The sequence below is a fragment of the Fictibacillus sp. 26RED30 genome, from assembly GCF_015903845.1.
Classification (GTDB): domain Bacteria; phylum Bacillota; class Bacilli; order Bacillales; family Fictibacillaceae; genus Fictibacillus; species Fictibacillus phosphorivorans.
The window spans coordinates 1-14,951 of sequence record NZ_JACZDV010000008.1; the positions used below are offsets into that span (position 1 = coordinate 1).

Here is a 14,951-nt window from a genome sequence, read left to right on the forward strand (position 1 = left end):
GTGTTTTTTTTAAGATAGAAAAGAAGAAAGGTGGTTTGGCGAGTGCCAAACTTCTGATTATGGGGGCTGGGGATGGAAGGCTTGGGGGTATAGCGCTTGGATCAGGCTGAGAGCGGTTGTCGAGATTTAGCGAACGACCTATATTTTTGCTTTTAGACTTAATAGAGGTCCGTTCCGACTTAATTCGCTCTCATTTTGACTTAATTTTTCTAATTTAGACTTAATTAGAGCAGGAGATACCCATAGTGGTATTCCCGGGACGCACTCTTTAACGCTTCAAACCCCCTCACAACCCTCAAAATACGAAGAAGATGGCCAGAGCCATCTCCCACCTCGCGATATTCTTCAGCAAAAGCTCCAAATTCCATCCTAAAATCCCCTCAAGCAGACCTCACAACCATCACCCAAGTCAAAAACCAACATAAACACCTCAGATGCCACACACAAAACCCCTAATCAGCTCTTCCTATCAACTCCACCGCACACAATTACGAGGTAAACTGCTTTTTATACGAGGTAATTCTGAATATATCCGTAAAACTCCGTCATAATTCCGTAGATAAACCTTATTATCCGATTTTCAACAAACAAACTTACCACCAGTTAGGACGGCTACCCGTTACCACTCGCTATAATCTGCCCAAAACCCGCCAAACCCTCAAAACCTCCCGAAAAGCAAATTATTTGCCTATCCAGCACATCAAATAGTTTTAAACCGCGTCACAGGGGGGATTAATGGACCATGAAGGCGCGAACTTGGTTTATTTTCATGAATTGAATGAAGACAGACACAACAAAGCCCAGAGTCTCATACATTTTATAGAGTATCCAAAATAATCTGAATAGACGTATATGAATAAATAATTCTGGCTACAATGGCAATTATGGAGGTGGAAGAATGAAAGCGACACGACAGTACGGGGAAATTTGTATGGTATGTGAAGAGAAGAAAGATCGAGGATTACACATTCTTCATCAGTTTATTTGCCAAGAATGTGAGCATAAAATTCTGACCGCGAAAACCAATGACGAATATTATAAACATTACTTATCACAACTAAGAAAATTAAAGTTAGTAAATGCGTCTTCATAAGAAAACAGGCTGTTCATCAGCCTGTTTTTTTGTTGCTGTAAATTCGTAGGAAGGGAAACTGTGATAGAATAAAGATAGCAATCAAAGCAAAAAATGTTTGAAAAATAAAGGAATTATGTGATGAAATATGCACCGCTTTACGAAGCATTAATTAATCATAATCGTACAAATAAATGGTCTTTTCACGTACCAGGACATAAGAACGGACACATTTTTGAAGAGAAAGCTAGAGCCCACTTTCAATCTGTTTTACCGTTTGATGTTACTGAGCTTTCAGGACTTGATGACCTGCATCACCCTGAAGGTGTGATCTTAGAGGCACAAGCTCTGTTAGCTTCCTACTACAAAGTGAAGCAAAGCTTTTTTTTAGTAAATGGAAGCACTTGTGGCAATCATGCGATGATCCTTTCTTCATTTAATGATGATGATATCGTACTTGTACAACGGAACTGTCATAAGTCTGTGCTGAATGGATTAGAGCTGGCTGGTGTTACTCCAGTTTTTCTTCATACCGAAATGGATGAAGAGGGAGGATATCCATTAGGTGTGGATCTTCAAACGGTCAAACAAGCGGTTGAGAATCATCCACATGTGAAAGGTATCATTCTAACTAACCCTACTTATTATGGAATGCAGCAAGACATTCAAGAAATTGCTGATTTTATACATAGTTTGGGTGGTGTTGTATTAGTCGATGAAGCTCATGGAGCACATTTCGGATTAAAAGATATGCCGATCAGCTCGATACATAAAGGGGCAGATATGGTTGTGCAATCTGCGCATAAGACTCTCCCTGCACTGACAATGGGCGCTTATTTACATGTAAACAGCGAACGAGTGGATATTCACCGATTAAAACATGCACTGCAGTTGGTGCAGTCTAGCTCTCCATCCTATCTGATCATGGCTTCACTCGATCTTAGCCGACTATACCTTGAAAATTTGAGCAGCGTTGAAATCAAACGTATTTTGTCTCAATCTGAAGAACTAAGAATGTATATCGAGTCTCTTCCTCATCTTAAGGTTATGAAAGCTCCAGGTCGCTATCAGCTTGATCCATTAAAGATTACCGTTCAGTCAGATAGGGAAATATCAGGATATGAGCTTCAGGAATTATTTGAAAAAGAAGGATTGTATACAGAGTTGGCAGATGACAGAAATGTCTTATTTGTAATGCCGCTAGGTCCGCTAAATGATACGAAGGACTTGCAAAAGGTAATTAAAAAGATATCAGATCAGCTCGCTCTTTATGATACGAGACAACGAACGTATCAATCTCTAAGAGGGCTGTCGTCAGTAAGCAGATTATCACTTTCTTATAGAGAAATGAGAGGGTTACAAGCAAGACCTCAGTCGATAAAGGATTCAGAAGGAAAGGTTGCAGCAGAAGCTGTTATTCCCTATCCCCCAGGAATTCCACTTGTTGCAAAAGGAGAACAAATTACTTCGAAACATATAGAAGCGTATTCTTCATTAAAAAAGAAGGGTGCTCGGTTCCAAGGAATTACCGAGGACCACATGATATATGTTTTTGATCATAGGTAAGGGGCAGTAATTGTGAAAGGTTTATTTATAACTTTAGAAGGACCGGACGGGTCAGGAAAAACAACACAGATCGAGAAGGTTGCTGAGTATTTACGAAAGCATCAGGTGGATTTTATCCAAACGCGTGAACCAGGCGGTACAAGTATCAGCGATAAAATACGAGTACTTGTCTTAGATCCAGAGCATAAAGAAATGCATGATCTAACAGAGGTTCTGCTTTATGCGGCTTCGCGTGCACAGCATGTACATGAAAAAATCATTCCTGCATTAGAGGAAGGAAAAGTCGTACTGTGTGATCGATTTGTGGACGCATCGCTCGCTTACCAAGGATTTGGACTTGGAGTTGGAGAAGAACGAGTGCTTCAAGTTAATAACATAGCAACGAGTGGACTTGTTCCCCACCGCAGTTATTTTGTAGATGTATCACCGCAAGTTGGAAAAGAGCGAATGAAAGCTCGCTATGGAACAGAGAATTTAGACAGAATCGAGCAAAAAGACCTTTCTTATCATGAGCGAGTGAGAGAAGGATTTGCTGAAATCTTTTCAAGACAAGCTGATCGAATCGTTCGAATTAATGGTGAACAGAGCCCTGATGCAGTGTTTGAAGAGATCGTAAAGGATTTAGATCAACTTTTATCGAATCATAAGAAAAAGTAGAGAGGGGCATTCGCCATGAAAATGATTATAGCCGTTGTTCAAGATAAAGACAGCAACCGACTGCAAGATGCGCTTGTTGATAAAAACTACCGTGCTACAAAACTCGCAACTACAGGAGGATTTTTGAAAGCAGGGAACACAACGTTTATGATTGGTGTGGAAGATGCTCAAATCGATGATGTTATGGAGATTATCCGGGAAAACTGCAAGAGCCGCAATCAGATGGTGGCACCTGTTTCACCGATGGGAGGCAATGCAGATGCGTATGTTCCATACCCGGTCGAAGTTGAAGTAGGTGGGGCGACTGTATTTGTTCTACCCGTTGAAAGCTTTCAGCAATTTTAAATATATTGAGGGGTTATTATGAAAATTGGCCAAGATATAAGACCCATTCTGGATACGAAACAAATCGATGGAAAGATTGGGAAAAAGCCGTCTCTTTCATTTGGTGAAGCGGTATCCAAACAAAGTGAGAAATTACATTCTGAACAGTTAACAAGACTGTTAGGTGATATAGAAAATCAAGGCAAGAGACTGCTTCAATCACAAACGGTACGAGATCTGCAGCTATATAAAAACTTGGTTCAACGCTTCGTAAAAGAAGCCGTTGATTTCGGTATGCAGCTTAAGCAGAACAAAAGCTGGAACGAACAAGGAAGATCACGCACCCTTAAACTTGTAAAAGAAGTAGATGAACATTTGATTCAGCTAACAGAAGCCGTTCTCAGTCAAGAGAAGGATTCGATCACTCTGCTTGATCGAATCGGAGAAATAAAAGGTTTGCTAGTTAATTTATATACGTAGTAGGTGAGTACGATATGGTGAGCTGGGAAGAGTGCAGCAAAACACAGCCTCGAGTTGTGAAATTATTAAAAAACAGTATACGAAAACAGCGCCTTGCTCATGCATATATTTTTGAAGGGGCTCATGGGACAGGAAAGATGGCGACTGCAACGGTTCTTGCTAAAACGTTTCTTTGCAGAAATAGTGAGGATGGAAACCCTTGTGAAAGCTGTCCGAACTGCAAGAGGATCACATCTGGCAACCACCCTGATGTGCATATCATCGCACCAGATGGCCAAAACATTAAGATCGACCAGATAAGAGGACTTCAAAAAGAGTTTGCATACAGTGGGATGGAGTCTTCGAAAAAGGTTTACATTATTGAGCATGCTGATAAGATGACCGTTCAGGCGGCGAACAGCCTCTTAAAGTTTTTAGAAGAGCCAGGAAACGATACGATCGCACTTCTTTTAACAGAACAGGTCCATCGTCTGCTTGATACGATCCGTTCGCGAGCACAGACATTAACCTTTTCACCCCTTCCCCCACAAGGGATTTTAGAAAAATTACTACAAGACGATATTCCAAAACCGGTAGCCATGTTAGCGTCCTCTCTGACTTCGGATTATGCGGAAGCACTCGAAATTTGTAGGGAAGAGTGGTTTGCACAAGCAAGAGCCAAAGTGATACAATTAACGGAGGACTTGAGGCTCCGGCCTGATTACTGTCTTGTTGTACTGCAAGATCAGTATTTAAGTTTTTTTAAAGAAAAAGATCAGCTACGTTTAGCTTTAAACCTACTTTTGATCTGGTATCGAGATCTTTTATCTATACATTTATCAAACTCGGAAAACGTTGTGTTTTTCGATCAGCTTCAAGCATTAGAGCAGCAGGCTCTTCACACTTCGCACAAAAAGACGGGTGAAGCCCTGCAAGCGATACTGACTGCTCAAGCTAGACTCAGGAGCAACGTCAGCCCCTTGATGGTGATGGAGCAGTTGGTTTTACGATTACGGGAGGGATAAAACCTTGTATGAGGTAGTGGGAATCCGCTTTAAAAAAGCGGGTAAAGTATATTATTTCGACCCCGGCGACCTTGAAGTGAAAAAAGACGCGTTTGTCATTGTGGAAACAGCGCGTGGAATAGAATATGGCAAGGTAGTTATCGATAAGAAACTAGTCGGGGAGAATGATGTTGTTCTTCCTTTAAAAAAAGTCGTTCGGCTCGCGACACAGAAGGACATATTGTCTGTAGAAGAAAATAAAGCAGCCGCTAAGGAAGCGTTTCAAAGTTGTGAGGAAAAAATCATCGAGCATAAGCTGGATATGAAGCTTGTCGATGTTGAATATACGTTTGATCGTAACAAGATTATCTTTTATTTCACAGCAGACGGAAGAATCGATTTCCGGGAGTTGGTTAAAGACCTGGCTTCTATCTTCCGTACTAGAATCGAACTCAGGCAGATCGGTGTTAGGGACGAGGCGAAGATGCTTGGCGGAATAGGTCCGTGTGGCCGGATGCTTTGCTGTTCAACGTTCCTTGGAGATTTTGAACCAGTGTCGATTAAGATGGCAAAAGATCAGAACCTATCTTTGAATCCTGCTAAAATTTCAGGGCTTTGCGGCCGTTTGATGTGTTGTTTGAAGTATGAGAACGACTATTATGAAGAAGCTAAAGAAGAAATGCCTGATGTTGGTGAAGAGATTATGACCCCTCATGGTGTTGGTCGCGTTGTCGGCTTGAACTTGCTAGAAAAGGTCATTCAAGTGAACATTCCTGCAATGGAAAGAACGACAGAGTTCACATTGGACGAGCTTGCTGCTGGTAAGAGAGAGGAATTATTCAGTCAGGCCACAGAGTAAAAGAGGTGGAATTCGTGGAAAAGAAAACAATATTTTCCCGCGTAGTACAGATGGAAGAGCAAATCACGGTGCTGTCAAAGCAACTGGAAGATTTCAAGACTCATTTGGCTGCACTAATTGAAGAAAACCACCATCTCGTGATGGAAAATGAAAATCTGCGAAACAAGCTGAATGCCGATCATAAACGGAGTTCTGTTAAAAAGTCTGTAGCCTCTAAAGCCAAAAAGGAACCTACTGATATAGGTGAAGGTTATGATAACCTGGCGCGGCTCTACCAAGAAGGATTCCACATTTGCAACCTTCATTATGGCAGTGTACGCTCAGAGGGAGATTGTTTGTTTTGTCTTTCATTTTTAAATAAGAAATAAACGCCTTTCCAAATGGGAAGGCTTCTTTTTATATGGCAGTGTTTGTGCGTAAGGCGGCGAGTCCCAAATGATGAACATTCATATAGGGGTATACGAGAGGAAGTAGCTTGCGGAATTTGTCGACGATTGTAGACTCGTGGATAAACGATAAAAACTTTTGGATTGAGAGCCAAAACTCGTGGATAAACGGCCGAAACTTCTGGATTGAAGCCAAAAACTTCTGGATTGGACGAGCAAAATACCCACCTAAGTATACATACATGACAAGTTTCAGGTTCAGTTTTAACAGCTGTAAATCAAAAAACATTAAAAATCTACCTATTATATAGAAGAAAGAGAGGGAAGACTGTGAGTGATCTAATACAAGATGAACGGATTGATTTTTTAGTACACGAAGATTTAAAAATCATACAAAGTCCCTCTGTTTTTTCTTTTTCACTAGATGCTGTTTTATTAAGTCGTTTCGCATGGGTTCCGATTCAAAAGGGTAAGATTATTGATCTGTGTAGTGGTAACGGTGCAGTTGCTCTTTTGTTAAGCAAGCGGTCAAAAGCACAGATTACTGGAGTAGAAATTCAGGAAAGATTGCACAGTATGGCCACGAGAAGTGTAGCTTTAAACCATTTGGAGGAACAGGTTCAGATGGACTTGGCAGATATTAAAGACGCTCCAGCTACATATGGTTATGGTTCGTTCGATGCCCTTACTTGTAATCCACCGTACTTTGCATCTATAAATGAAGAAGATTTTAATCAGAATGAACACCTAGCAATCGCTCGTCACGAAATACATTGTTCGCTAGAAGATGTTATCCGGGTAAGCAGCCAACTCGTGAAACAAGGCGGAAAAGTTGCTATGGTTCACCGGCCGAACAGGCTCATGGAAATTTTAGCTTATATGAGACAATATAAACTTGAACCAAAGAAGCTGCAGCTCATCTATCCGAAAGCAGGCAGTGAAGCTAACATGCTTTTAATAGAAGGAATGAAGAACGGTAAACCCGATCTGCACATTCTGCCTCCTGTAACGGTCTATGGGGAAGACGGCCAATACACCGAGCAATTAAAAAAGATGTTCTATGGCGAAGATGGAAAATAACAAGCACTATATATATATTCTGGAATGTAAAGACGGAAGCTATTACACAGGCTATACAAATGATATAGAAAAGCGTCTCAAAAAACATGAAGAAGGAAAAGGCGCAAAGTATACAAGAGGAAGAGGGCCTTTAAAGCTCGTCTTTCAAGCGGTCTTTTCTACTAAACAAGAAGCGATGCGCATGGAGTTTGCTGTAAAGAAGCTTAGCCGTGCTCAAAAAGAACGATTGATAAAAGAGGGAAGTGTTTCGTATGTGGCAGCAAAAGAGCTACAGTAATGATACAGATAGCGGCATGCTGTACTTAGTTCCAACACCGATCGGCAACTTGGAAGATATGACATATCGCGCGATCCGAATACTAAAAGAATCCGATGTGATCGCAGCGGAAGATACAAGACAAACAAAAAAACTATGCAACCACTTTGAAATCAACACACCTCTAACAAGTTATCATGATCATAACAAACAACAGAGTGGCAAGAAGCTTTTAGAAGAATTAAAAGAAGGAAAACAGGTTGCTCTTGTTACAGACGCAGGAATGCCGGGTGTTTCAGATCCGGGATATGAATTAGTCGTTCAATGCGTAGAAGAGCGCATACCCGTTATCCCATTGCCAGGCGCAAACGCTGCCCTGCCTGCCCTTGTTGCATCAGGACTCAATACCGAATTGTTTACGTTCTACGGTTTTCTGCCACGTGGAAAAAAAGAAAAAAAGCTGGAACTTGAAAATCTGAAACGATTTCCATCCACCCTTCTTTTCTATGAAGCACCACACCGACTAAAAGAAACACTTCAAGCCATGAGCGGCGTACTAGAAAATCGAAACATCGCTGTCGTTCGTGAACTTACAAAAAAATACGAAGAAATCACTCGTGGAACCTTACAAGAAGTATCAGAGTTCTTTAGCCAAGGAGACACAGAAATCCGGGGAGAGTTCTGTTTAGTAGTAGAAGGCAGCGGCAATAAAGAGTTCGAAGCAGAAGACGAAGAACAATGGTGGGAACCGTTATCCGTAAAAGATCATGTAGAACACTATGTCGAAAAAGGCGAAAAACCAAAAGAAGCCATAAAATTAGCTGCAGTAGACAGAAACGTACCAAAGCGCGAAGTCTACCAAGAATATCACGGGTTGTAGGCTATATGCTCTCTGACAAAAGATCTTAAAAGTGCGCAGCTTACAATATCAATCACACCTTAAAGCCCTTAACTTTTTAAGAATTCTTTCTTCATTGAATAGTTGATTGAAGTGAAAGGTGAGAGACTCCTGGGGGACGAGTGGGCCAGGTGAGACACTCAATGGCGCGTAGCGGCGAGGGGCTCACCGCACGCCCCCCGGAAAGCGAAGCACCTGAAACGGAAATCAACCACTTCCAAAAGCACCGAAGAATAACTTAAAAAAAGGAAAAGAGCCTTCTAAAGTGAAGGCTCTTGTTTTTTAAGCTTATTTTGATGTTTGAAGTTGCTTTTGAAGCTCGTCCATTACTTCTTTAGCACCTTCACGGCTAAGGATGATCTTTCCGCCTGCAACTGTGTAGTTATCATCTGAAACTTCACCAGTTACTGCGCAAGTCATGTTTGGCTTGTATTTCTTAAGGATGATGCGGTCGTCATCAACATAAATTTCTAAAGCGTCCTTCTCTGCAATTCCTAAAGTACGGCGTAATTCGATTGGAATAACGACACGTCCTAGTTCGTCCACCTTACGTACAATTCCTGTAGATTTCATAATAAAATCTCTCCTCTCAAATATATAAAAGATTTCCCTATCTATTTAAATCGTCAGAATTCGACAAAATCCTACGAGAACATCTTACCAAGATTTCCAATTGTCGTCAATAGTTTTGACTTAAACATTTTATTATCTTTTACCATTGAATTTACTAGACTATACCCATATTATCATACTTCCAAAACCCTGAATTGGAAGATATATTCATATATTGTCATAAAAAATTCAAGAATGTGTAAAAGATGAAAAAATTTAACTGGAAATATCGCTAAAATAATACGTCAAATTTCGACAAAACTAACAACGAAAAAATACTATCCAATTTTCCTTTTCGTCCATCAGCTAGTATGCCTTGACACGCTTTCCATGCATTAGGTATATTTTGAAGGAAGAAAAGAGAATAATGAAAGTATTTACATAGAAATCTTTCGCTTACTTTTTTACTTTTATGTCCTAATGCAAACAGTTTCTTATAATATTGTAAAAAGATACATTTCCCGTTGCAGTTAGATTTTTCCTAACAGAAACACAAATAGCCCCTAAATGGAGGGGCTATTTTTCCACTATCAGAAAGTGTAACTTGTTAGCACGATGTTTTTGGACGTTGCACAAGTTTAAATAGTACAAGCGTAACTAAGGCTGACGCGAAAGATTTGGCGTCAGCCAAGTTTTCTTTACTATAAGGTTATTATTTTGAGGAGGCGGCTAGAATGGCGAAACCAACATTCTATATTACTACACCTATTTATTATCCAAGTGGCAAACTTCATATCGGTCATGCATACACAACAACAGCTGGAGATGCGATGGCTCGATACAAGCGTCTTAAAGGTTTTGACGTTATGTACCTAACAGGAACGGATGAGCATGGTGAAAAGATTCAAAAGAAAGCAAACGAACAAGGCCTTCATCCTCTAAAATACGTAGACGGTATTGTAGATGATATTAAAGCGCTTTGGAAAAAGATGGACATATCTTATGATGATTACATTCGTACAACAGAGGACAGACATAAGAAATCTGTCGAAAAGATTTTTCAGCAGCTTCTTGATCAAGATGATATCTATTTAAGTGAATATGAAGGATGGTATTGTACGGATTGTGAATCCTTCTTTACAGAGCGTCAGCTTGAAGATGGAAAATGTCCAGATTGCGGCCGTGAAGTGAAGAAAGTCAAAGAAGAAAGTTACTTCTTCCGCATGAGTAAATATGCAGATCGCTTATTAGCTTATTATGAAGAAAATCCTTCATTTATTTTCCCAGAGTCCCGTAAGCGTGAGATGATCAACAACTTTATCAAGCCTGGGTTAGAAGATCTGGCTGTATCACGTACTTCTTTTGATTGGGGAGTAAAAGTTCCAGGAAATCCGAAGCATGTGATCTATGTGTGGATCGATGCGCTGTCTAACTATATTACGGCACTAGGATATGGCAGTGATAACGAAGAGAAATTCAAACAGTATTGGCCGGCTGATGTTCACTTGATGAGTAAAGAAATCGTTCGTTTCCACACGATCTATTGGCCAATCATGCTGATGGCGTTAGATTTGCCTTTACCAAAGCAAGTTATTGCACACGGATGGCTACTTATGAAAGATGGCAAGATGTCTAAGTCCAAAGGAAATGTAGTGGACCCTAATGTTCTGATCGACCGATACGGATTAGATCCACTTCGCTACTACTTGCTTCGTGAAGTTCCATTTGGTTCAGATGGGGTGTTTACTCCAGAGAGCTTCGTAGATCGAGTAAATGCTGATCTTGCAAACGATCTAGGCAACTTGCTAAACCGTACGATTGCGATGATCGGTAAATACTTTGATGGAGAGATCCCTTCATATGAAGGAAAAGTAACTGAGTTTGACGGAACACTTCAAGAGTTTGCGTTAGAAACAGTTAGAAAAACAGAAGAAGCAATGGAAAAACTCGAGTTCTCCATCGCGCTTTCAACGATTTGGCAGCTAGTCAGCCGTACGAACAAATATATTGATGAGACTCAACCATGGGTATTAGCGAAAGATGAAGCTAAAAAAGCTGAACTCGGAAGTGTTATGTATCATTTAGCAGAGTCTATCCGTATTGTTTCTGTGTTGATCCAGCCATTCATGACAGAAACGCCAGCGAAGATCTGGAGTCAGTTAGGTCTTACTGACAAGAGTCTTACAGAATGGGATTCTCTAAAAGAGTTCGGTGCAATCCCTGCGAAAACGAAGGTTGAGAAGGGTGATCCGATCTTTCCTCGTTTAGAGACAGAGGTAGAAGTAGAATTTATTAAAAATTCTATGGGGGGCTCTTCTGCTCCTGTAGCAGAAGAACCGAAGAAAGAAGAAGTTCCGGTTGCTGACGAGAAACCAGAAATCTCAATCGATGATTTTATGAAAGTGGATCTACGTGTAGCAACTGTAATTGAAGCAGAACCTGTAAAGAAAGCAGATAAATTATTAAAGCTTCAATTAGATCTAGGCTATGAGAAGCGTCAAGTAGTGTCTGGCATTGCGCAGCACTACAAGCCAGAAGACCTTGTTGGACAAAAAGTGATCTGCGTAACAAACCTGAAACCAGTTAAATTACGTGGCGAACTTTCTCAAGGAATGATCCTGGCGGGATCTTCTGATGGTCAGTTAACACTAGCTACTGTTGACCCGTTACTTCCAAACGGTTCAAAAGTAAAATAAACACAAAAAGCGGGGAGAATTTCCCCGCTTTTTTGTCATTTTTAGTCCATTTGGCAGTCATTTCCTGTAATTTTACTGTCAAAGATAGGACTTTTAACCTACGTTGTAACTAACTTGTAATGCTACTGTTACCCGAATGAATGGAAAATGTGATAAGATTTGTAAAGTTGAAAGGATGTACACTATGTTTGACACACACGCACATTTAAATGCTACACAGTTTGAAGAAGATCGCGAAGCAGTAATTCAGCGAGCGTTAGATGAAGGTGTAACACATATCGTTGTTGTCGGTTTTGATCGTGAAACCATTGAAGGTGCGATGCAACTGGCAGAGCAATACGACTTTATCTATGCTTGTGTAGGTTGGCATCCAGTAGATGCGATTGACATGACGGATGAAGATCTGGATTGGATTGAAGAACTAGCAGCACACCCAAAAGTTGTCGCCCTTGGCGAAATGGGATTGGATTACCATTGGGACAAGTCGCCTGCAGATGTTCAAAAAGAGGTATTCCGACGCCAGATTCGACTTGCTAAAAAAGTGAAGCTTCCGATTGTTATTCATAACCGTGAAGCAACGCAAGATGTTGTAGACATATTGAAAGAGGAAGAAGCCCATGAAGTTGGCGGTATCATGCACTGCTATAGCGGTAGCATAGAGGTTGCACGTCAATGCATGGATATGAATTTTTACATAAGCTTTGGTGGACCAGTAACGTTCAAGAATGCAAAAAAGGTTAAGGAAGTCGCTGTTGAAATTCCGATGGACCGGCTCTTGATTGAAACAGATTGTCCTTATTTAAGCCCTCATCCGTTAAGAGGGAAAAGAAATGAACCATCTTATGTAAAGTATGTTGCAGAAACACTTTCTGAGTTAAAAGATCTTCCACTTGAAGACATCATAGAGAAAACATCCGACAACGCGTTCCGAATTTTTAACATGAACCGATAGGGGATGTTGTCGGAAACTATCAAAGCATAAGAAATATCGCGTTAATCTTTCAAGAATTGACAAAAGGTAAAGGAAATTTGTCAAACGGTTTTCCTTTATTTTTTTCTTCTTTTCCGCTCATAATGGCCTTGGGTCAATTCATGGCGAAAAGGAGGGTGATTTGACAGAGAGAAAAAAGATATTTATAATGCAGTCCTTGTAGGGGAGGAAAATGAATGAATAGGAATATTACAGCTTTGTTCTCACGTTTCACGAACAAGAAAGTATATCTTTCGATCGTTGCTCTTTTCGTCTTAGCCGTAACTTGTGGCTTCGTAGGTTATGAAACTACGAAAGCTGACGTAACGCTAATCCAAGACGGAAAGAAAACAGAAGTGAAGACGCATGCTAACACAGTTAGAGAACTATTAAGCGAACAAAACATAAACATAACTCAACATGATTCAGTTAAACCGGGTCTTGATGCCAAGGTGACTGACAACATGAAGATTGATTATTTACAAGCAAAAGAGATCAACCTTACCGTGAACGGCAAGGAAAAAACGATATGGACGACAGCGAAGACTGTTGAACAATTCGTTCAAGAACAGCAGCTAACGTTAAAAGAGCATGATTCTATTAAGCCAAATCTGACTGCTGATATTAAGGATCAAGGAACGATCCAAATTGAATCAGCATTCCCGGTTAAGCTTGTTGTAGGCGGAAAAGCTCAGCAAGTTTGGACCACTTCGACTACCGTCGCTGACCTTTTGAAGCAACAAAAGGTATCTTTAGGTGAAATTGATCGAGTAACACCTGCAAAATCAGATGAAATTACTGGCAAAACGCAGGTTGAAGTCATCCGAGTAGAAAAGGTCACCGATGTAGTGGAAGAAGAAACACCGTTTGCTGTTGTTAACCGTAAAGATAGCGGGTTAACGAAAGGTAAAGAGCGTGTCGTGCAAGATGGAAAAAAAGGAAAACGTGAAAAGCGCTTTGAAGTTGTTATGGAAAATGGCAAAGAGATTTCCAGAAAACTGATCAGCGAAAAAACGTTATCAGATAGCTCGGATAAAATTGTTGCTGTTGGGACGAAGGCACAGCCAAAGCCACAGCCTGTTGTATCTCGTAGCCAATCCGCATCCGCATCAAGCAGTTCTGGCGGGCGAGAAATAACGGTAACAAGTACAGCTTATACGGCTAATTGTGCTGGTTGCTCAGGAATTACGGCTACTGGATTTAATTTAAAGTCTAATCCAAATGCGAAAGTTATCGCAGTCGATCCTAGTGTGATTCCGCTTGGCTCAAAAGTGTATGTTGAAGGATATGGATATGCCATTGCTTCAGATACTGGGGGAGCGATTAAGGGTAATAAGATTGACGTATTCTTTTCTTCGCAGTCACGAGCAGAGTCTTGGGGAAGAAAATCAGTTAAAATTCGCATCATTAATTAATATTAAGAGCATGGGGAAAAAATCCCTGTGCTTTTTTTGTGCGCGGGACAACTAGAAAACAAACACCCTCAATACTGTAGAGACCTAGACTTTCTTGACGCCTGGGGTATACTAGTAAAAGATGTTTTGTCGTTCAATACATTAGACGTTGCAATACCTAAAAAGGTTTCACCGTTTTGGAGGAAATCATGAAAAAGATTAAAGAAATTATTGTAGTCGAAGGAAAAAGCGATACGCTTGCCATAAAACGATCTGTATTAGCAGATACAATAGAAACAAATGGTTCAGAAATTAGCATAGATACATTGAATCGCATCAAAAGAGCACATGAAACTCGAGGAATCATTGTTTTTACCGATCCGGATTTTCCAGGTAAGAGAATTCGTGAAATCATTTCGGAGTATGTGCCGGGATGTAAACACGCTTACTTAGAAAAGGCTGACGCGATTGCTAAGGGCGACAAAGGTGTCGGTGTGGAGCATGCATCACGAGAAGCCATAGTGGAAGCGCTCGAACATGTTAGAGAAGAACTCTTAGAAGTGGAAGATGAGATGATCTCATGGGAAGATCTGATGGCTGCAGGATTAACGGGCGGTCCTGATTCCAAACATAGACGTGAAGTGATAGGACGAGAGCTGCGGTTGGGTTATATGAATGCAAAACAATTACATAAACGTCTTAATATGTTCAGAGTCACACCAGAGGAATTTGAGCAGGCGTTAAAGGCGCTTTATAGCAATGAGGAGGAATAAAAACA

15 protein-coding genes and 1 pseudogene are annotated in these 14,951 nt (G+C 40.6%); 15 read left to right on the top strand and 1 reads right to left on the bottom strand.

All coding sequences use genetic code 11. The annotated features are described in order from the left end of the window. Positions 1-898 precede the first annotated feature (898 nt). The 11 genes from IHV11_RS20205 (at position 899) to rsmI (ending at position 8,543) form a co-directional block, all read left to right on the top strand. Positions 899-1,093 carry a sigma factor G inhibitor Gin gene (locus IHV11_RS20205; protein WP_066390463.1) on the top strand — a complete coding sequence of 65 codons (195 nt, stop codon included), beginning with the start codon at positions 899-901 and terminating at the stop codon, positions 1,091-1,093. A gap of 120 nt (positions 1,094-1,213) precedes the next feature. Continuing rightward, entirely contained in the window at positions 1,214-2,638 is a 1,425-nt protein-coding gene (locus IHV11_RS20210; protein WP_197196032.1) for an aminotransferase class I/II-fold pyridoxal phosphate-dependent enzyme, read from the top strand. Between the two features lie 12 nt (positions 2,639-2,650). After that, positions 2,651-3,295, top strand: coding sequence for a dTMP kinase (gene tmk, locus IHV11_RS20215; RefSeq protein ID WP_197196033.1), 645 nt, complete (start codon positions 2,651-2,653; stop codon positions 3,293-3,295). Between the two features lie 15 nt (positions 3,296-3,310). Further along, complete coding sequence (locus IHV11_RS20220; RefSeq protein WP_066390471.1) at positions 3,311-3,640, top strand: cyclic-di-AMP receptor; 330 nt, start codon at positions 3,311-3,313, stop codon at positions 3,638-3,640. Positions 3,641-3,658: 18 nt separating this feature from the next. Next, positions 3,659-4,099 (top strand): YaaR family protein, encoded by a 441-nt coding sequence (locus tag IHV11_RS20225; RefSeq protein WP_197196034.1) that lies wholly within the window; start codon positions 3,659-3,661, stop codon positions 4,097-4,099. Between the two features lie 14 nt (positions 4,100-4,113). Further along, positions 4,114-5,103, top strand: a complete 990-nt coding sequence (holB, locus tag IHV11_RS20230; protein WP_197196035.1) for a DNA polymerase III subunit delta' — start codon at positions 4,114-4,116, stop codon at positions 5,101-5,103. A gap of 4 nt (positions 5,104-5,107) precedes the next feature. Continuing rightward, positions 5,108-5,941, top strand: a complete 834-nt coding sequence (locus IHV11_RS20235; RefSeq protein WP_197134515.1) for a PSP1 domain-containing protein — start codon at positions 5,108-5,110, stop codon at positions 5,939-5,941. 14 nt (positions 5,942-5,955) lie between these two features. Continuing rightward, entirely contained in the window at positions 5,956-6,309 is a 354-nt protein-coding gene (gene yabA / locus IHV11_RS20240; RefSeq protein ID WP_197196036.1) for a DNA replication initiation control protein YabA, read from the top strand. Positions 6,310-6,657: 348 nt separating this feature from the next. Further along, on the top strand, positions 6,658-7,407 hold the full coding sequence (locus IHV11_RS20245; protein ID WP_197196037.1) for a tRNA1(Val) (adenine(37)-N6)-methyltransferase: 750 nt from the start codon (positions 6,658-6,660) through the stop codon (positions 7,405-7,407). Next, the gene (locus IHV11_RS20250) at positions 7,397-7,684 is read left to right on the top strand and encodes a GIY-YIG nuclease family protein (RefSeq protein WP_197196055.1); all 288 of its coding nucleotides are present in this window, start codon (positions 7,397-7,399) and stop codon (positions 7,682-7,684) included. The genes IHV11_RS20245 and IHV11_RS20250 overlap by 11 nt, the downstream gene beginning before the upstream one ends. Then, on the top strand, positions 7,659-8,543 hold the full coding sequence (gene rsmI, locus IHV11_RS20255) for a 16S rRNA (cytidine(1402)-2'-O)-methyltransferase (protein WP_197196038.1): 885 nt from the start codon (positions 7,659-7,661) through the stop codon (positions 8,541-8,543). The genes IHV11_RS20250 and rsmI overlap by 26 nt, the downstream gene beginning before the upstream one ends. A 306-nt stretch (positions 8,544-8,849) precedes the next feature. Here rsmI and IHV11_RS20260 read toward each other — a convergent pair whose 3' ends face one another. Next, entirely contained in the window at positions 8,850-9,134 is a 285-nt protein-coding gene (locus IHV11_RS20260; RefSeq protein WP_066285380.1) for an AbrB/MazE/SpoVT family DNA-binding domain-containing protein, read from the bottom strand. A 707-nt stretch (positions 9,135-9,841) separates the two neighbouring features. Between IHV11_RS20260 and metG the strand changes: the two are divergent. The 4 genes and pseudogenes from metG to rnmV all read left to right on the top strand — a co-directional run. Beyond that, positions 9,842-11,809: pseudogene (gene metG, locus IHV11_RS20265) on the top strand (methionine--tRNA ligase); the annotation flags it as partial. A gap of 184 nt (positions 11,810-11,993) precedes the next feature. After that, positions 11,994-12,761, top strand: a complete 768-nt coding sequence (locus IHV11_RS20270; protein WP_197192196.1) for a TatD family hydrolase — start codon at positions 11,994-11,996, stop codon at positions 12,759-12,761. Positions 12,762-12,976: 215 nt separating this feature from the next. Beyond that, complete coding sequence (locus IHV11_RS20275) at positions 12,977-14,194, top strand: G5 and 3D domain-containing protein (protein ID WP_197196040.1); 1,218 nt, start codon at positions 12,977-12,979, stop codon at positions 14,192-14,194. A 188-nt stretch (positions 14,195-14,382) separates the two neighbouring features. Further along, positions 14,383-14,946, top strand: a complete 564-nt coding sequence (rnmV, locus tag IHV11_RS20280; RefSeq protein ID WP_197134485.1) for a ribonuclease M5 — start codon at positions 14,383-14,385, stop codon at positions 14,944-14,946. Positions 14,947-14,951 lie beyond the last annotated feature (5 nt).

Excerpts from the sequence above, each read along its gene's own strand:
- rnmV (WP_197134485.1), top strand. The coding sequence starts at position 14,383 with ATGAAAAAGATTAAAGAAATTATTGTAGTCGAAGGAAAAAGCGATACG.
- IHV11_RS20250 (WP_197196055.1), top strand. The coding sequence starts at position 7,397 with ATGGAAAATAACAAGCACTATATATATATTCTGGAATGTAAAGACGGA.
- IHV11_RS20210 (WP_197196032.1), top strand. The coding sequence starts at position 1,214 with ATGAAATATGCACCGCTTTACGAAGCATTAATTAATCATAATCGTACA.
- IHV11_RS20225 (WP_197196034.1), top strand. The coding sequence starts at position 3,659 with ATGAAAATTGGCCAAGATATAAGACCCATTCTGGATACGAAACAAATC.
- holB (WP_197196035.1), top strand. The coding sequence starts at position 4,114 with ATGGTGAGCTGGGAAGAGTGCAGCAAAACACAGCCTCGAGTTGTGAAA.
- IHV11_RS20260 (WP_066285380.1), bottom strand. The coding sequence starts at position 9,134 with ATGAAATCTACAGGAATTGTACGTAAGGTGGACGAACTAGGACGTGTC.
- IHV11_RS20270 (WP_197192196.1), top strand. The coding sequence starts at position 11,994 with ATGTTTGACACACACGCACATTTAAATGCTACACAGTTTGAAGAAGAT.
- rsmI (WP_197196038.1), top strand. The coding sequence starts at position 7,659 with ATGTGGCAGCAAAAGAGCTACAGTAATGATACAGATAGCGGCATGCTG.
- IHV11_RS20205 (WP_066390463.1), top strand. The coding sequence starts at position 899 with ATGAAAGCGACACGACAGTACGGGGAAATTTGTATGGTATGTGAAGAG.
- IHV11_RS20275 (WP_197196040.1), top strand. The coding sequence starts at position 12,977 with ATGAATAGGAATATTACAGCTTTGTTCTCACGTTTCACGAACAAGAAA.
- IHV11_RS20220 (WP_066390471.1), top strand. The coding sequence starts at position 3,311 with ATGAAAATGATTATAGCCGTTGTTCAAGATAAAGACAGCAACCGACTG.